At 68.1% G+C, this 16,132-nt stretch carries 21 protein-coding genes, 1 tRNA gene and 1 other RNA gene; 14 read left to right on the top strand and 9 right to left on the bottom strand.

Annotated elements, in window-relative coordinates; translation table 11 throughout:
• Positions 1 to 9: 9 nt before the first annotated feature.
• Genes rnhA through dnaQ form a run of 3 tightly spaced genes read left to right on the top strand, consistent with a single transcriptional unit; the run spans position 10 to position 1,744 of the window.
• On the top strand, positions 10 to 459 hold the full coding sequence (gene rnhA, locus ACSQ1W_RS11250; RefSeq protein WP_436043560.1) for a ribonuclease HI: 450 nt from the start codon (positions 10 to 12) through the stop codon (positions 457 to 459).
• Positions 456 to 1,016 (top strand): GNAT family N-acetyltransferase, encoded by a 561-nt coding sequence (locus ACSQ1W_RS11245; RefSeq protein ID WP_436043558.1) that lies wholly within the window; start codon positions 456 to 458, stop codon positions 1,014 to 1,016. The genes rnhA and ACSQ1W_RS11245 overlap by 4 nt, the downstream gene beginning before the upstream one ends.
• Complete coding sequence (dnaQ, locus tag ACSQ1W_RS11240) at positions 1,016 to 1,744, top strand: DNA polymerase III subunit epsilon (protein ID WP_192271641.1); 729 nt, start codon at positions 1,016 to 1,018, stop codon at positions 1,742 to 1,744. The genes ACSQ1W_RS11245 and dnaQ overlap by 1 nt, the downstream gene beginning before the upstream one ends.
• A gap of 16 nt (positions 1,745 to 1,760) precedes the next feature.
• On the opposite strand, the gene ACSQ1W_RS11235 is transcribed toward dnaQ, so the two are convergent.
• Positions 1,761 to 2,465 carry a PP2C family protein-serine/threonine phosphatase gene (locus ACSQ1W_RS11235; protein ID WP_192271639.1) on the bottom strand — a complete coding sequence of 235 codons (705 nt, stop codon included), beginning with the start codon at positions 2,463 to 2,465 and terminating at the stop codon, positions 1,761 to 1,763.
• Between the two features lie 217 nt (positions 2,466 to 2,682).
• On the opposite strand from ACSQ1W_RS11235, the gene ACSQ1W_RS11230 reads away from it, so the two are divergent.
• Together ACSQ1W_RS11230 and ACSQ1W_RS11225 are read left to right on the top strand one after the other, a co-directional pair.
• Positions 2,683 to 2,773: transfer RNA gene (locus ACSQ1W_RS11230), tRNA-Ser, on the top strand.
• Between the two features lie 106 nt (positions 2,774 to 2,879).
• Positions 2,880 to 3,287, top strand: coding sequence for a DUF6165 family protein (locus ACSQ1W_RS11225; protein WP_192271637.1), 408 nt, complete (start codon positions 2,880 to 2,882; stop codon positions 3,285 to 3,287).
• 10 nt (positions 3,288 to 3,297) lie between these two features.
• On the opposite strand, the gene ACSQ1W_RS11220 is transcribed toward ACSQ1W_RS11225, so the two are convergent.
• Entirely contained in the window at positions 3,298 to 4,344 is a 1,047-nt protein-coding gene (locus tag ACSQ1W_RS11220; protein WP_436043555.1) for a glycosyltransferase family 9 protein, read from the bottom strand.
• Positions 4,345 to 4,363: 19 nt separating this feature from the next.
• Between ACSQ1W_RS11220 and ACSQ1W_RS11215 the strand changes: the two genes are divergently transcribed.
• The 7 genes from ACSQ1W_RS11215 to ACSQ1W_RS11185 are packed head-to-tail and all read left to right on the top strand — an operon-like array spanning position 4,364 to position 9,059.
• Positions 4,364 to 5,113 carry a 3-deoxy-D-manno-octulosonic acid kinase gene (locus ACSQ1W_RS11215; protein WP_436043553.1) on the top strand — a complete coding sequence of 250 codons (750 nt, stop codon included), beginning with the start codon at positions 4,364 to 4,366 and terminating at the stop codon, positions 5,111 to 5,113.
• Position 5,114: 1 nt separating this feature from the next.
• On the top strand, positions 5,115 to 5,867 hold the full coding sequence (locus ACSQ1W_RS11210) for an MBL fold metallo-hydrolase (RefSeq protein WP_436046170.1): 753 nt from the start codon (positions 5,115 to 5,117) through the stop codon (positions 5,865 to 5,867).
• On the top strand, positions 5,864 to 6,877 hold the full coding sequence (moaA, locus tag ACSQ1W_RS11205; RefSeq protein ID WP_436043551.1) for a GTP 3',8-cyclase MoaA: 1,014 nt from the start codon (positions 5,864 to 5,866) through the stop codon (positions 6,875 to 6,877). The genes ACSQ1W_RS11210 and moaA overlap by 4 nt, the downstream gene beginning before the upstream one ends.
• Positions 6,878 to 6,893: 16 nt before the next feature.
• Entirely contained in the window at positions 6,894 to 7,376 is a 483-nt protein-coding gene (gene moaC / locus ACSQ1W_RS11200; RefSeq protein ID WP_436043549.1) for a cyclic pyranopterin monophosphate synthase MoaC, read from the top strand.
• A complete protein-coding gene (locus ACSQ1W_RS11195; protein WP_436046169.1) occupies positions 7,373 to 7,618 on the top strand; it encodes a MoaD/ThiS family protein in 246 nt (81 codons plus the stop codon). Before moaC ends, ACSQ1W_RS11195 begins: the two co-directional genes overlap by 4 nt.
• 2 nt (positions 7,619 to 7,620) lie before the next feature.
• Positions 7,621 to 8,049 carry a molybdenum cofactor biosynthesis protein MoaE gene (locus ACSQ1W_RS11190; protein WP_436043548.1) on the top strand — a complete coding sequence of 143 codons (429 nt, stop codon included), beginning with the start codon at positions 7,621 to 7,623 and terminating at the stop codon, positions 8,047 to 8,049.
• Entirely contained in the window at positions 8,046 to 9,059 is a 1,014-nt protein-coding gene (locus ACSQ1W_RS11185) for a Vgb family protein (RefSeq protein ID WP_436043547.1), read from the top strand. The genes ACSQ1W_RS11190 and ACSQ1W_RS11185 overlap by 4 nt, the downstream gene beginning before the upstream one ends.
• A gap of 400 nt (positions 9,060 to 9,459) precedes the next feature.
• Here ACSQ1W_RS11185 and ffs read toward each other — a convergent pair.
• Positions 9,460 to 9,556, bottom strand: an RNA gene (gene ffs / locus ACSQ1W_RS11180) — signal recognition particle sRNA small type.
• A gap of 198 nt (positions 9,557 to 9,754) precedes the next feature.
• On the opposite strand from ffs, the gene ACSQ1W_RS11175 reads away from it, so the two are divergent.
• The gene (locus tag ACSQ1W_RS11175; protein ID WP_436043545.1) at positions 9,755 to 10,915 is read left to right on the top strand and encodes a tyrosine-type recombinase/integrase; all 1,161 of its coding nucleotides are present in this window, start codon (positions 9,755 to 9,757) and stop codon (positions 10,913 to 10,915) included.
• A 9-nt stretch (positions 10,916 to 10,924) separates the two neighbouring features.
• Positions 10,925 to 11,515 carry a hypothetical protein gene (locus ACSQ1W_RS11170; RefSeq protein WP_436043544.1) on the top strand — a complete coding sequence of 197 codons (591 nt, stop codon included), beginning with the start codon at positions 10,925 to 10,927 and terminating at the stop codon, positions 11,513 to 11,515.
• Here the strand turns inward: ACSQ1W_RS11170 and ACSQ1W_RS11165 are convergent.
• From ACSQ1W_RS11165 to ACSQ1W_RS11140, 6 genes are read right to left on the bottom strand one after another with little or no spacing between them, the layout of a single operon-like run.
• Positions 11,512 to 11,733, bottom strand: coding sequence for a helix-turn-helix transcriptional regulator (locus ACSQ1W_RS11165; RefSeq protein WP_436043543.1), 222 nt, complete (start codon positions 11,731 to 11,733; stop codon positions 11,512 to 11,514). The genes ACSQ1W_RS11170 and ACSQ1W_RS11165 overlap by 4 nt on opposite strands.
• On the bottom strand, positions 11,730 to 12,776 hold the full coding sequence (locus tag ACSQ1W_RS11160) for a DUF5131 family protein (RefSeq protein ID WP_436043541.1): 1,047 nt from the start codon (positions 12,774 to 12,776) through the stop codon (positions 11,730 to 11,732). The genes ACSQ1W_RS11165 and ACSQ1W_RS11160 overlap by 4 nt, the downstream gene beginning before the upstream one ends.
• Complete coding sequence (locus tag ACSQ1W_RS11155; RefSeq protein WP_436043539.1) at positions 12,769 to 13,335, bottom strand: hypothetical protein; 567 nt, start codon at positions 13,333 to 13,335, stop codon at positions 12,769 to 12,771. Before ACSQ1W_RS11155 ends, ACSQ1W_RS11160 begins: the two co-directional genes overlap by 8 nt.
• Positions 13,322 to 13,549, bottom strand: a complete 228-nt coding sequence (locus ACSQ1W_RS11150) for a hypothetical protein (RefSeq protein WP_436043538.1) — start codon at positions 13,547 to 13,549, stop codon at positions 13,322 to 13,324. Before ACSQ1W_RS11150 ends, ACSQ1W_RS11155 begins: the two co-directional genes overlap by 14 nt.
• A gap of 1 nt (position 13,550) precedes the next feature.
• Positions 13,551 to 13,961, bottom strand: a complete 411-nt coding sequence (locus ACSQ1W_RS11145; protein ID WP_436043536.1) for an ASCH domain-containing protein — start codon at positions 13,959 to 13,961, stop codon at positions 13,551 to 13,553.
• Positions 13,961 to 16,063, bottom strand: coding sequence for a DNA cytosine methyltransferase (locus ACSQ1W_RS11140; RefSeq protein WP_436043534.1), 2,103 nt, complete (start codon positions 16,061 to 16,063; stop codon positions 13,961 to 13,963). The genes ACSQ1W_RS11145 and ACSQ1W_RS11140 overlap by 1 nt, the downstream gene beginning before the upstream one ends.
• Between the last annotated feature and the right edge of the window lie 69 nt (positions 16,064 to 16,132).

Below are 16,132 nucleotides of genomic sequence, written 5' to 3'. Positions count from 1 at the left end.
CGAGGACACATGAAGCACGTCAGCATCCATACCGATGGCTCCTGCCTGGGCAATCCCGGCCCCGGCGGCTGGGCGGCGCTCCTGCGCTACGGTGAAAAGGAGCGCGAGGTCGTCGGTGGCGAAGCGCAGACCACCAACAACCGCATGGAGCTGATGGCGGCCATCGCGGCGCTGGAAGTGCTGACCGAAGGCTGTGAGATCACCCTCCATATCGACTCGCAGTACGTCCGGCAGGGCATTACCGAGTGGATGCCGGGCTGGGTGCGACGCGGCTGGAAAACCGCCGGCGGCGACCCGGTGAAGAATCGGGACCTGTGGGAGCGGCTGCACACCGCGACCGGGCGCCACCGGATCGACTGGAAGTGGGTCAAAGGCCACAACGGCGATCCGGACAACGAGCGTGTCGACGTGCTGGCGCGCAACGCGGCCGTGCGTTTCCGCAACGGAGCGGTGGCGTGACGGTGGCGATAGCGCCTGGCCAGCTCATCGCCGAGACGTCCCGCCTGCGGCTGCACGCGATGTCCGATCGCGATGATGCCGATGTGGCGCTGATGCTCTCGCTGCTGAACGATCCCGCCTTCATACGTAACATCGCCGACCGCGGCGTCCGCACGCTGGAGCAGGCGCGCGGCTATCTGCGCGACGGCGCACTGCGCAGTTACGCGCAACATGGCTTCGGGATGTATGCGATCCGGCGCAAGGATACCGGTGCGCTGATCGGCAACTGCGGGCTGGTCCGCCGTGACGGGTTGGACGGCCCCGACTTGGGGTACGCATTGTTGCCAGCGCATGCGGGGCAGGGCTTCGCACTCGAGGCGGCGCGGGCGGTGATCGCCGATGCCGGCAGCCGGCTCTGCATCGACCGCCTGCACGCCATCGTCAATCCCGATAACGTCGCCTCGATTGGCCTGTTGCAGAAACTGGGATTCGAATTCGACAGAATGATCGTTCTCCCCGCGATCGAACATGCGGTGGACCTGTTCCATCTGCATCTCCCCAAGGAAGCCGCTGCCTGATGCGCCAGATCATCCTCGACACCGAAACCACCGGGCTTGAGTGGAAGAAGGGCAACCGCGTCGTCGAAATCGGCTGCGTGGAGCTGCTGGAGCGCCGTCCGACCGGCCGGACCTACCACCAGTACATCAATCCGCAGCGCGAATTCGAGCAGGGTGCGGCGGAAGTGACCGGTCTCAGCCTGGAGTTCCTGTCCGACAAGCCGCTGTTCGCGGCGATCGCCGACGAGTTCCTGGCTTTCATCGACGGCGCCGAACTGGTGATCCACAACGCCGCTTTCGACGTGGGTTTCCTCGACTACGAACTGTCGCGACTCGGGGAGCAGTACGGCCGGCTGGCCGACCGGGTCACGGTCGAGGATTCGCTGCTGCTGGCGCGACAGCGCTTCCCCGGTCAGCGCAATTCGCTGGATGCGCTGTGCAAGCGATTGGGCGTGGACAACACCCACCGCCAGCTGCACGGCGCGCTGCTCGATGCCCAGTTGCTATGCGACGTCTACCTCAACCTGACCGCCGGCCAGCGTGAAATCGGCTTCGGTGGCGCGGAGGAAGCCGCGCCGGGCGCGTCGGCGGCGGTGGTCCATCACTTCGATCCCGCTGTCGCGGGCGCCCGCCCGCGGGTCACGGCGTCGGCGGACGAACTGGCGGCGCACGAAGCCCGCCTGGCGACCCTGCGGAAAAAAGCGGGTGGCCGCTGCCTGTGGGACCCGCCAGTGCTCGAGGCCGGCTGACCGGCCCTCCTGCGACTCAGTGACAGCGCACCAGGATGGCGGTGACGTTGTCCGAACCGCCCCCATCCAGCGCCGCCGCGATCAGCGTGTCCACGCATTCCTGCGCACTGCAGTCGTCGTGCTTCAGCGTGGCGGCGATGCTGGGATCGTCCACTTCTTCGGTCAGGCCGTCGCTGCAAAGCAACAGCTGCATGCCGGGACGGAGCTCGCCGGTCATGGTTTCGACGTTGAGGTGGTTGGGATCGGTGACGCCCAGCGCCTGGGTGACGACATTGCGGTGCGGGTGGGTGCGTGCCTGCTCGGTGGTCAATGCGCCCTGGGCGATCAGTTCCTGCACATAGCTGTGGTCCTGGCTCAGCTGGGCCAGGTTGCCCTCGCGCCACAGGTAGGCGCGGCTGTCGCCGACCCAGGCGACCTCGAAGCGGTTGCCCTGGATACGGGCGGCCACGACCGTGGTGCCCATGGGCAGGGTGTCGTTGCGGCGACGGGAGGTGCGGATGATTTCCTCGTCGGCGATGCGGATCGCCTGGGCGAGCGGCGTGCCGTCGCGGATCTCGCGCACGATGGTTTCGCGCGCCAGGGCGCTCGCCACTTCGCCGCAGGCGTGCCCGCCCATGCCATCGGCCACCAGCCACAGGCCCAGCTCGCTGTCGCCGTAGTAGGTGTCCTCGTTTAGCTCGCGCCTGAGGCCGACGTGGGAGATGTGGCCGAATTCGATCATGGTGCCCTGTCTGTGCGGACGGCGTTTTCCTATCCGCTCATACGCAATGATCCGGTCGGACAGGACATCGGACAAGGTAGATGGTCCCGATGGAGCCAATCGGGGTTCATCGACGTGGAGGGCAGGTGATGCGGTGAACGGCCTGCGGGCGCGCCGCGCTTGTCCGGATGCGGTCCGCCACGTATCATGCACGCCCCCGGGGAAGCCCGGGGCCACCGGAGAGGTGGCAGAGTGGTTGAATGTACCTGACTCGAAATCAGGCATACGTTAATAGCGTATCGAGGGTTCGAATCCCTCCCTCTCCGCCAGTTTCAGGCAAGCCCCCGCAAGGGGGCTTCTGCTTTTCTGGGCCGCCTTCCTCGGGGATGCCCGCTGCGGCGGCGCTAGAATGGCCTTCTTTCGCCGGAGCCCCCCATGTCCGAGATCCTCGTGCCCGTGTCCTTCGGTGAGCTGCTGGACAAGATCGCCATCCTGCAGATCAAGTCCGAGCGCATGAGCGACCCCGCCAAGCTGGCGCACGTGCGGGACGAGCTCACCGCGCTGGAAAAAACCTGGATGGCCCATCCGGTGGCGGGCAACGACATCGTTGAGCTGCGTGCCCAGCTGAAGGCGGTCAACGAGCGGCTGTGGGTGATCGAGGACGACGTGCGCCTGAAGGAGAAGGCGCAGGCGTTCGACGACGATTTCGTCCGCCTGGCCCGCAGCGTCTACTTCGAGAACGACGAACGCGCCCGCATCAAGAAGGCGATCAACCTCGCGCTGGGCTCCGCCTACGTGGAAGAGAAGTCGTACCAGGACTACCGGGTCGCCGGCACGCCCTGACGAGCCGCGCTCAGTCCGCGACGTCGTCGCGGAAGCGCTCGAAGGCGGCGATGCCGTCGTCCACGGTGACCAGTTCCATCACGCCGTCGTGCTCGATCTTGGTGCCCCACTTCAGCTCGGCGGCCGGCCGACCCTTGTAGCGGCGCGCGGCGTCGTCGTAGCGGTCCACGCAGTAGCGCACCGTGGAATAGGGGCCGCTGCGGCGTGGATTGCTGGCCGCATGCAGGCCCAGCACCGCGGTGCCCATGGCATTGGCGATGTGCATGGGACCGGAATCGGGCGTCATCACCAGGTCGGCGCGCGCCAAGAGGGCGGGCAACTGCTTCAGCGTGTCCTTGCCGACCAGGTCCAGCACCGGTGCGTGCATGGCGGCGATGATGGCGTCCGCGGTCTGGCGCTCCAGTTCGCTACGCCCGCCACACAGCACCACGCGCCACCCCTGCGCTGCCGCATGGTCGGCGACGGCGGCATAGCGGTCGGCGAACCAGTTGCGGCGCAAATGGCTGGAGCAGGGCGAAATCACCAGCGTCCGCGTCGCGTCGGCAGGCCATTGCGCAGCGGCCCACGCGTGCGCGTCGGCGGGCACCGGCAGGTCCCATACGATCTCGGCCTGCTTCAATCCCAGCGGTTCGCAGAAGCTGCCCATCGCGTCCAGCACATGGATGCCCGGACGGTCGGGGATACGTTCGTTGATGACCAGGCCATGCAGGTCCTTCGAGCGGCTGCGGTCGTAGCCGATCCGTCGCCGGGCCGGGATGAAGGCCGACAGCAGGTTGGCGCGCAGCGCCACCTGCATCTGCAGCAGCGCGTCGAAGCGGCCGCTCGGCAGTTCGCGTCGCAGCGCTCGCATGCCGGCCAGCCCGGTCTTCTTGTCGTAGGTGTGGAAGCTCACGCCTTCCAGGCCTTCGAGCAGCTTGAAGCCACCCTTGTCGATCACCCAGTGCAGATGCAGGTGCGGCCAATGCCGCTGCAGGGTGCGTACCAGCGGCACGACGTGGGTCACGTCGCCGAGGGCGGACAGGCGCAGCAGGCACAGTGAGTGGGGAATCGTGGACAAGTGTTGTTAGACTCGCTGGATGGTCGGTTTTGACGCCTCGGAATCCCTGACGCCGTTCCGCGAAGGCAGCGGATACGGTGCGATTCTGTTCGACCGCAAACACCTGCGGCAAGCGGATCCGGACTGGTTCGTCCCGGAGAAGTGGGGCGAGCGCGCCCGGCCGGTGGACAGCGGTGGCCGTGGCAGTGCCTGGTTCATCGAGGCGCCGTCCAGCCAGTGCGTGCTACGGCACTACCGTCGCGGCGGGCTGGCGGCGCGTTTCAGCCAGGACCGCTACCTCTGGCATGGGCCCGACCGGACCCGCAGTTTCGCCGAATTCCGCCTGACGCGCGCGTTGCTGGCGCGCGGGCTGCCGGTACCGCGTCCGGTGGCGGCCAGCTACGTGCGCGACGGCATGTTCTATCGCGCCTCGATCCTGGTGGAGCGGCTGTTGGATGTGCGCACGCTCGCCGACATCGCCGGGCAGGCCGAAGGACATGCGCCGTGGGAAAGCACCGGTCGGCTGGTGGCGCGCTTCCACCGGGCCGGTCTGGACCACGCGGACCTCAATGCGCAGAACATCCTCTTCGACGCCAGCGGACACGGCTGGCTGATCGATTTCGACCGCGGCCGCCTGCGTATTCCCGCCACGGCCTGGCGCGAGCAGAACCTGGCGCGGCTGCGGCGCTCCCTGATCAAGCTGCGCGGCGCGCGCAGCGAGGATGCGGTGGGGCATGACTTTGCCCAGCTCCGCCGCGCCTACGACCACGCCTGGTCGCGAGGCTACTGAGATGGGCTGGACGCTGCGCTTCCTGGGCGTGGGCAATGCCGGCGCGGTCGAGCTGGGCTCGGCGATGGCGACGCTGGAGCGCGACGGCGCGCCATGGCTGACGATCGACTGCGGCGGGGAAGGGCTGACCGCCTACCAGGCCCGCTACGACGGCATGCCGAATGCGGTCTTCATCACCCACGTGCATCTGGACCACGTCGCCGGCATGGAGCGCCTGTTCGTGGCGAGCTACTTCGACGAGGCGCGACGCGGCAAGGTCCGCCTGTACGTGCCGGCGCCGTTGGTACCGTTCCTGCACCAGCGCATCGCCAGCTATCCGAACGTGTTGGCCGAGGGCGGCGCGAACTTCTGGGATGCCTTCCAGCTGATCCCGGTGGGCGATGCGTTCTGGCATGACGGGCAGCGGCTGGAGGTGTTCCCGGTACGCCACCACTGGCCGGACACGGCTTTCGGCCTGCGCCTGCGCGGCAGCGTGGTCTGGACCGGCGACACGCGCCCGATTCCCGAAATGCTTGCTCGCCACGCCGATGCCGGGGAGGTGATCGCGCACGACTGCGCGCTGCATGGCAACCCTTCGCACAGCGGCATCGATGACCTGGAACGCGAGTATCCGGCGGCCCTGCTGACCCGTTGCGTGCTCTATCACTACGCCAGCGCGGCGGATGCCGAGGCCCTGCGCGCGCGCGGCCATCGCGTCGCGACCGCGGGCGAGGGACTTCCGCTGGCTGAGCCGTTGCCGACCGCGCTGCCGTGAACCCGCTTCCGCTGCCGCATGACCTGCTGGGGCGTCCGCTGCACGACCTGCGCCTGTCGGTCATCGATGCCTGCAATTTCCGTTGCGGTTATTGCATGCCGGCAGATCGTGTCCCGGAGGACTACGGTACCGACGCGTCCCAACGGCTGTCCTTCGATGAAATCGAAACGCTGGTGCGTGCGTTCGTCCATCTGGGGACGCGCAAGCTGCGCCTGACCGGTGGCGAGCCGTTGCTGCGCAAGCGACTGCCGGCGCTGGTCGGCAGGCTGGCAGCCGTCCCGGGCCTGGACGACATCGCCCTGACCACCAATGGCATGTTGCTCGCGCAACAGGCGAGGGCATTGCACGACGCAGGCCTGCGTCGCGTCACCGTGAGCCTGGATGCGCTGGATCCGCAGGTGTTCGCCGAGATGTCGGGACGGCGTGGCCAGGTGGGTGATGTGCTGGCAGGCATCGATGCTGCTGTGACCGCCGGCTTTTCGCGGCTGAAGATCAATGCCGTCGTGCAGCGGGGCGTCAACGAAGACCAGGTGCTGCCGCTGGTAGAACGCTTCCGCGGCACCGGTCATGTCGTACGCTTCATCGAATTCATGGACGTGGGCGACAGCAACGACTGGCAGCTGGACCGGATGGTCCCGTCGTCGGCATTGCGCGACCGCATCGCCGCGCGCTGGCCGCTGCATCCGTTGCAGGCGGACTACCGGGGCGAAGTCGCCGAGCGCTACGGCTTCGACGATGGCGGTGGCGAGATCGGCTTCGTCAGTTCGGTCAGTACGCCGTTCTGCGGCGACTGCCACCGGGCACGCGTCTCGGCCGATGGCCGCCTGTTCACCTGCCTGTTCGCCTCGGATGGCCTCGCCCTGCGCGATGTCATCGCGCAGGGCGAGGAAGCCCTGGCCGGGCATGTCGCCCGGGCGTGGCGCGCACGCGGCGATCGCTACAGCGAACTGCGCGGCACCCCGGATGTGCGGGACCGCCGGCGTGTCGAGATGTATCTTATCGGCGGTTGAATCCCCCAGGATCCGCATGCCCCGCAACACCCTGACCCATCTGGATGCCGACGGCCGACCGGCCATGGTCGACGTATCTGGCAAGACGGCGACGCCGCGCGAAGCGCTGGCTACCTGCCGCGTGCGCTTCCCGGCAGAGGTCGCGCGCCAGCTGAAACGGAATGGACTGCGCAGCGCGAAGGGCGGCATCGTGGACACCGCCATCATCGCGGGCACGATGGCGGTCAAGCGCACGCACGAGCTGATCCCGTTCTGCCACCCGTTGCCGATCGACGGCTGCCGCCTGAACGTCGAATGGGATGGCGATAAGGCGCTGCGCATCGACTGCCAGGTGCGCACCACGCATCGCACGGGCGTGGAAATGGAGGCGCTGACCGGCGCCACCGTCGCCGCACTGACGGTTTACGACATGTGCAAGGCGCTGTCGCATGCCATCGTGCTGGGGCCGGCCAAACTGGTCGGCAAGCGAGGCGGCAAGCGCGACGTGGGGCAGGTCTGATGGCGGACGTCACGCTGCTGTACTTCGCCAGCCTGCGCGAGCGCGCAGGTGTCGACCGCGAAACGGTATCCACGGCGGCGGCGGACCTGGCGGGCGTCTACGACGAGGCGCAGGCGCGACATGGATTCTCCTGGCCGCGCGGACATCTCCGGGTGGCGATGGATGGCGAGTTCGCACGCTGGGACGATGTGCCGAAAGCGGGCAGCGAGATCGCCTTCATTCCTCCCGTGAGCGGAGGCTGAGCATGGCCGGCTTCCTGTTGTCGGACCTGCCGCTGGACATTGCGTCGCTGCGCGCGCAGGTGCTTGATCGGCGCGCCGGTGGCTACGCCAGTTTCGAGGGCTGGGTGCGCGACCACCATGCGGGACGCGCGGTGGACGGTCTCGATTACGAGGCGTACGCGACACTGGCCGAACGCGAGGGCGAACGCATCATCGCCGAAGCGAAGGCGCGCTTCGACGTGATCGAAGCCTGCTGCGCGCATCGCGTGGGGACGCTGGCCATCGGCGACCTGGCGGTCTGGGTCGGCGTGAGTGCGGCGCACCGTGGCGCGGCGTTCGACGCGTGCCGTTACATCATCGATGAAACGAAACGCCGCGTGCCGATCTGGAAGCGCGAACACTATCGCGAAGGCGACGCGGACTGGCTGCATCCGATGGCGGAGGAAGCATGATCACGTGGCGGGCGGCGCTGTTCGCGGCCGTGGTGACGGCTCTGCCGTTGCCATCGGTCGAGGCGGCGGAGCTGCTGGTCGGCAACAAGTCCGCGGATACGGTGTGGCGCCTGTCGTTGCGCGATGGTCGCCGGGTCGGCGAGTTCCGTACCGGCGAGGCGCCGCACGAAATCGCCGTCGCGCCGGATGGCCGCTCAGCGGTAGTGACGAACTATGGCGGGGCCAAGACCGGCAGCACACTGTCGGTACTGGACCTGGTCGGCGGTCGGCCGACCCGTTCGATCGATCTGGGGCAGCATGGTGCGCCGCATGGCCTGCGCTTCCTGCCCGACGGTCAGCGCGTGCTGGTGACGACGGAAGCTTCCGCGAGCCTGCTGCTCGTGAATGTAGCGTCCGGTGAGATCGAACGCGCGATCGACGTCGGTGGCGGCACTGGCCATATGGTCGCCGCGTCGGCGGATGGCAAGGTCGCCTGGCTCACCAAGATCCAGGCCGGCACGCTGAGCCGTATCGACCTGCAGACTGGCATGAAGACGGTGGAGCGGCCGGCAGGCAAGGGCGCCGAAGGCGTGGCGGTGCGGCCGGATGGGGCCGAAGTCTGGGTCACGAACCGCGAGGACGGTACGGTCACCGTGCACGATCCGCGCACGTTGGCGGTAAAGCGCCGCATGAGCAGCAAGGGGTTCCCGATCCGCGTGGTGTTCTCGGCGGATGGCTCGCTGGCCTTCGTAACCAACGCACGTGCCGCGACGCTCGCGGTGTTCAATGCACGTACCAAAGTCCCGGTGGCGACCGTGCCGTTGTCGCGCGAGGACGTGACCTACCAGCCCACGATGCTGGGCAACGCGGCGCTGCCGATCGGTGTGGTGGTCGCGGCGGATCGTCCGCGCGCCTACGTGGCGATCAGCGGAGGCGACAGGATCGCCGTCGTCGATACGCAGCGTTGGCAGGTGATCGACTATTGGGTCACCGGCCGCGAGCCGGATGCACTGGGCATCGTCGCTGACTAGCGGTTCGCTGTATCGGGAGCGGGAGACAGTGAATAGTCGATGCCGCGCCCCGCGATACTGCCGTCGCAATGGCGATGATGCCGTCGCAACGGCAGGCGACAGTGAATAGCCAGTGCCTGAAAAGGCGGTAGCCCCGCCGGCTGACCTCGGCGCCCGCGTCGATCGATACCGTTGCTGCCGCGCCCCGCGATACTGCCGTCGCAATGGCGATGATGCCGTCGCAACGGCAGGCGACAGTGAATAGCCAGTGCCTGAAAAGGCGGTAGCCCCGCCGGCTGACCTCGGCGCCCGCGTCGATCGATACCGTTGCTGCCGCGCCTCGCGATGCCCCCGTCGCAATGGCGATGATGCCGTCGCAACGGCAGGGGGTAGTGAATAGCCTGTGCCTGAAAAGGCGGTAGCCCCGCCGGCTGACCTCGGCGCCCGCGTCGATCGATACCGTTGCTGCCTTCCGGCCCTGGCGGGATTTTCGACCTAGCGTCGCGAGGGGCCGACGGGGCCACCATAGACGAGGGCCGCGCTGCGCGCGGCCCAGAAACTGGCGGAGAGAGGGTCTGCCCGAAAGCTGTTCGCCTCTATTCGCTACCGTTCAATTTTGCCCGAGAAACCCGGGGAATTCCAGCCTTTCGCGTCCGTCACCGTTCGCCTTTATTCGCTACAATCCGCGTCGGGAGTATGGGCGAGAGTATGGGCGGATGGCGCGTGCGCTGAACCGGTTGAACGCACGTCAGGTGGCAACCCTGACGAAGACAGGATATCACGCAGACGGCGGCGGCCTTTACCTCAGGGTCGCACCCGACACGAAGGCGTGGGCCTTCCGATTCCGCCGGCACGGCCGGCTTCGAGAGATGGGGCTCGGTCCCGTCCACTCCCTGAGCCTCGCCCAGGCGCGCGAGGCCGCCGCTGACGCCCGCCGCGTTGTTCTGGCCGGCGCCGATCCCATCGAATCCCGCAAGGCCGCCAGAGCGGCAGAGGCGGGCATTCCGACATTCGAGGCCGCCGCTGCGGCCTACATCGCCGAGCACCGCGGCAGCTGGAAGAACCCGAAGCACGCCGACCAGTGGGGCAACACGCTCGAGGCGTACGCCTACCCGACGCTGGGACGGATGCGCGTCGACCAGATCGATACCCCCGACGTGCTCGCCGTGCTGAAGCCCATCTGGTCAGAGAAGACCGAGACAGCCACCCGCGTCCGCCAGCGCATCGAAGCGGTGCTCGATGCTGCCGCCGCCAACAAACAGCGCAACGCCGAGAACCCGGCACGCTGGCGCGGCAACCTGGCGAAGCTGCTCCCCAAGCCGGAGAAGCTCAAGCGGGTGAAGCACTTCCCGGCCATGCCCTTCGCCGACCTCCCCAATTTCCTGAAACTGCTGCGCGCCCGGCCAGGCAATGACGCCCGCGCGCTGGAGTACCTGATCCTCACCGCATCGCGCACCGGCATGGTGGTGACGGCGCACCGCGACGAGATCGAGGGCGACACCTGGAAGGTACCGGCGGAGCGCATGAAGGCCGGGCGGGAGCACGTGGTGCCGCTGGTGCCCGCTGCGCGCGCGCTGCTCAAGGGGCAGCCCGAGGCCGGCTTCATCTTCCCCGGTGGCCGTGGCAAGCCCCACTTGTCGACGGGTGCGATGGATGCCCTGCTGGAGCGCATGGGCTTCGACCAGTTCACCGTTCACGGCTTCCGATCGACGTTCAAGGATTGGGCAGCGGAGACGACGACGTTTCCGAATATCGTCAGTGAGGCCGCGCTGGCGCATACCATTGGGGACAAGGTCGAGGCGGCGTATCGGCGGGGGGCGCTGCTGAAGAAGCGGCGGGAGCTGATGGCGGCCTGGGCGAAATTCTGCGGCTACTAGGGAGGGGATATGTCAGATCAGGAACACACAGTAAGCCGCGGCCTGCTGGTCGCCGCGTGCATCACCTGCGCCGGCGTTGGGGTGCTGCTCGGCGCACTGTTCTGCATGCCGATCGTGCCCTACACGATCCCCGAGTCGAGCGCCGCGCTGCTCGGTGCGGCAGTCGGCTCGCTGGTGACGGTCTCGGCCGCGTGGTGGCTCTCGACGCACAAGGAACGCCAGGCGCGAGCGGAGGGCAGGGAACTCATTCGCCGGCAGCTGTGGGCGTTCCGGACAGAGTTCGCGCAGGCAATGGACGACGTTGCTGCAGCCCTCTCTGAAGGCCAGGACAGCGAGCGATGGGAGCCCCTGAGGAAACGTCTCGAAGGGGTGTCCGGTCAGGCGCCTGCGGCGATGGGTTCGATCGACGATCTAAGGCCGCTCTTCGTCACGCTGGGGCCGCATGGCGTGCTTTGCCGAGCTGGCCTTACGCGGGCAATCACGAACGCCAGAGATCGGATCGACGACGTGCTAAACAGGGGCATGGGCTTTCTAGCTGCGGAAGAGGAGCACCTGCTCCGCAACCTGCACGAGATCAATCGAGAGCTCGCGCGGCTTTAGGCCGCGCGCTGGCGCTTCAGCCCATCGATCCAGGCGTCGACCTCCGTCTCGACCCAGCGAGACAGCTTGCCGATTTTCACCGGCGCCGGGAACGTCCCCGCGCTGATCGCGGCGTAGATCGCCGTTCGCTTCATGCCGACCTTGTCCGACAGCTGATCGAAGTCGAGAAGGCGATCGCTCGGCGCCGAGCCTGCAGGGCGCTGTAGTTCGGTGGTCATGTCCTCTCCGGATATGCGCCGTGCTGCACGCCATCCAGAAGGCGGCCTGCAGCTTTCTTGCCGACGCGAGCCAGGCGGTGCGCGCCCACGTCCTGCGGAACAACATCGTGCGAGCACTCCGAGCCGTCGAGCATGATCGCGGTCTGCCGCTCGAACTTTCCGCCGCCCTGGTGCCCGGTCCATTCCTCGCGCGGCTCCCACTCGCCCCATTGCTTGAACAGGAACGCGACTCCGTTCGCCGCGCATTGATCGCGCAGGGTGCGGCACCACTCCGGGTGCATGGGCCGTGCATCGCGACCGCTCTCACCGCCGACCACAACCCAGTCCAACGCCGCCGGCGCCTGGTAGAACCGGTCCTCGTCGTCTCTGGTCAGGGCGTTGAATTTGTAGCCGTCCAGATCCCAAGGGCGCCGCAGGTTGTCCTGATCGAGCGGCACGGCGACCAGCTGCAGGTCGACGGGACCGAGCAGCGGTTCAGCACTGATCCAGCGCACCGCCGCCGGCGATGTCAGGAGAAGCGGAATGCGGGTGTCTGCCGCGCGCTGGTCTTCGACGCTCACGCCTACCCAGACGTTCGGAAGCGGCCAGGCGTCGGCCTCCGCAGGCTGTCCCGAAGTGGCGTACCACTGAGCGTAAATCCGCTCCAGTCGGTCCCGCGTGCTGAGGTAGCGATGCATGCGCTCCGCGCGCTTCGTGAGCACCTGGAACGTATGTCGCGGGTGCTGCGCCATCACCGCGAAGATCATATCGATGGTCTCGAACGGCACCGACTCGTGGAAGAGATCGGACATGCTGTTGACGAAGATCCGCCGCGGCTTCGACCAGCGCGCCGGCACGCCGAGCGCTTCCCAGATCAGGCGAACCGTGCCGTTCCATCCGCGCGTGGTCGGATGGATCAGGCCGGCGTAGGGCTGTCCCTCACCGCTGAAGCGCGCCGCGACCGTCTCGGCGTAGCAATGCCTGCAGCCGTCCGATACGCGAGAGCAGCCACGGAGCGGATTCCACGTCGCGTCGGTCCATTCGATCCCGGTGCGATCACCCATGTCCGTCTCCTTCGAGCGCGTCCCAGCAGTCACGGCATAGCGGCATGCCGTCGGAATCGTGGTGCTCCACGGGACCGCATTCGGGCTGGCCGCTCTCGCAGCGTTCGATGTTCTCGCCGCCGCGCTTCTCGTGAGGATCGAAGCCGAAGCGCCGGCAGAGCTCGATCGCTGAACTAGAACCCAGGCCGGTCGCTTCCATCACATGCGACCAGCGAGGGGCGCGTTCACTACTCAAGCGCCCGGCGTTCGCCACCACGCCCCACAAGATCCGGTCTTCTGTGGCCTGGGCCTCCGCACCGCGCTTCGCCGCTGCGATCGCCCGCTTGACTGCCTCGCGGAGCCGCCAGATGCGATTCCGAATCCACTGCCCCTCACGGTTGATCGTGACCAGCCTCCGACGGCTGTTGGACTTGTAGGACGGCGGCCAGAAGAGGCTGACCTCATAGTTCAGCGGATTGAGCCAAACCCGCAGCGGGATCATTGCGCGCGGAACGTCTCGCCAGTAGAGCCAGATCCACAACAGCGGCGATCCGAAAACCTTAAATTCAGGGCAGTTCATGGTGATGCTCCGGGTTGCGTTTGCGGGGCCACCACGGCGCGGCGGCAAGGATCAGGGGGGAGAAGACGCGGCGCGTCCAGCGGCGCCACCACGGCTCGGCGAGCGCGCGCTGGAGCCGTTCGTTCTGCTCCAGTGCGGTGACCAGCTGCGCGCGCAGAAACGCCTTCGTCGGCTGTTTCATGCGGCGCGGGGGTTTGGGGAACAGGTCGGCCACGTCAGAACGCCTCTACCGGGTCGCCCAGGTGCGCGGCGCGCGGATCGGCCAGACAGTGATCGGGCACGTGGAAGAACCCCAGCTGGCCGCGGAACGTCACCAGCGGCAGCGGACGCGCGTCCTCGAGCAGGAATCCGAACGGGCCGTGGAACCAGCTGGAGTTCATGCGGGTGATGCAGTCCACGATCGAGGCGACGCCGACAATCCCGCCCTTCGGAAAGTCCTCCGGGCGCGGCATCTCGATCTCGGGATAACAGTCCCGCACCAGCTCGTAACCGGCCTGGTCGAACTTCTGGCCGGCATGCACGAGGAACTGCCCGCGGTACGCGGTCGCCCAGGTGCGGTTCTCGACGGGCTTGTGGCCGTTGACGATGAGCCAGGCCCACGGCTGCATGATGCTGAGCGCTTGCATTACGCGGCCATCCTTTCCGGCACGCCGGCGGGGTCGAGGTTGGCAATGACGATCGCGCGCAGCGGCGGCGGGCTGACGCTGTTCCCGACCATGCTCACGCTGCGGCTGGCGCTGAGCGGCGTGCCGTCGGCGGTGCGATCGATGACGTACTCCGGCGGGAAGCCCTGCGCGCGGAAGAGCTCGTGGCGCTGAAGCATGCGCAGGCCGATGTCGACGATCACGTGCGGCACGCCTTGCACCGCGACGGTGACCAGCGCCAGCCGGTCCTTCGTCGTGATCGTGGCGACCGGGTCGTCGAGTTCGCCGTGCTGGCCGCCCATGCCGTAATAACGCATGAGAAACGCGGCCACGCGCAGCGCGCCGGCTTCGTGCTCCGGGGAGAGCGTGCAGGCCACGACGCCGTGGTGCTCGCCGCCGGCGGTGATCGTGCGCAGCGGAGCGCCTGCGTCCGCGCCGACGTTGTCGCCGCGCATTGTGACCATGTTCGCCGCGACGAGGCGCTGCTGGCTGCCGCTGCTGGTGATCGTCGACATCGGCTCATCTGCACCGCGCGGGCGGCTGGTGTTGCTGTTCGGCCCGCCTGCTGCCTGCTCCAGGTGCGCAGCGATTACGCCCAGGGCATGCGCCGCGCCTGCAGGACGAGCTGCACCGGCGCCGCTAGTGATCGTGGGCAGGGGAGCCGAGACCGGGCCGCCGTCGCTCTTGCCGCGGAACTTCGCCAGCGCCGCCGCCGCGATCGCGTGCTTCACGCCGCCGCCGACCACCACGCCGAGCGGCTGGGCCAGATCCAGCGAGCGGGGCGCCTGGCCGGCGCGTTCGCCGTACCCGGTCTGGACGAGCACCGGCGCTGCCAGCGCGTAGCCACCGCTGCCGCTGGCCGTGACGGTGCCCGCCGGCTCTTCGACGGACCTGGTGCCGCTGCCCCAGCGCTGGACGCCGTTGGGCTTGCCCTCGCCATGCGCGACCTGCACCAGCACCGGCGCGGCGACCGCGTGAGCTCCGCCCTTCGGCCAGGCCGTGATGGTTCGCAGCGGGACGTCGGCGCGGGTGACGCCATCGGCGGAAGCATTCGCGCACTCGACCAGCGTCGGCGCGCAGACGCAGGCGTCGGCCTTCGCCGTGAGCGTCTGCATCGGCGTGCCGGTGCTCCGCTCGGCCGTCTGCCCCATGCGACCACCGACGCCAACGATGAAGGGCTCGGCAGCGTCCAGGACGTAGCGGCGCACACCGCGCGCGATGCGGCGCAGGGTGGCGTCTGCCAGCGGACGACGGCGCTCGAAGATCGACGGGCAGGGAATGCCCCAATCGATGCTGTCCGCCGCCGTGACGTAGGGCGTCTCTCGACCCGGGCCGTGCGAGGGGGCGGGCCAGCAGATCGGCTCACCGTCGCAACGCGCGACCATGAAGAGCCGCTGGCGGGTGGTGCCGGCGCCGAAGTCGCAGGCGCGCAGCTTCGACCACTCGACCGCGTATCCGAGCGCACGCAGCGCACGAACGAACTGCCGCCAGGTCTGACCCTCGCGACGCTTGTCGGGTACGAGGAACTGCTGGTCGAGCGGCACACGCTCGCCGCGCGCTGCCACGGTGCCGTCCAGCTTCATCACGCGGCCGGTCGTCTTGTCGCGCTTCGCGATCAGCGGACCCCACTTCAGGATCTGCTCGACGTTCTCCAGGCTGATCACGCGGGGCTGCAGGCCGCGGCGCTTCAGGCGGCCCGCCCACTTGAGCACGACCCAAGACAGGGAGCGCGTCGCGCGGTCGCGCGGCTGGCCGCCCTTCGCCTGGCTGAAGTGCGTGCAGTCCGGGGAGGCGTGCAGCCAGCCGACGCGGCGGCCCATGACCTCGCGCACCGGATTGGCTGCCCAGACGTCCTCGCAGAGGTGACGGGTGTAGGGATGGTTCGCGGCGTGCATGCCGATCGCCCACGGGTTGTGGTTGATGGCGATGTCGACGGCGCGGGCCAGCGCGGTTTCGAGCGCATGCGATGCGCCACCACCGCCGGCGAACAGGTCGACGACGATCTCGCCCTGGCGCAGGCGCGAGGTCGCGGTCATGTTGGGGAAGTGGAACGCCTGCTGAGGCGATCGGGAGCCGTCGGCCATGGAGAGTCCAGGAAGAAAGGGGAGCCCGGCGCCGGCCGGGACGGTAGGGGGAGAGAGAGGCCGGCGCCG

It is taken from the genome of Pseudoxanthomonas sp. LjRoot143, assembly GCF_964252945.1.
GTDB lineage: Bacteria > Pseudomonadota > Gammaproteobacteria > Xanthomonadales > Xanthomonadaceae > Pseudoxanthomonas_A.
This window is presented reverse-complemented; position numbering and strand designations above follow the sequence as displayed.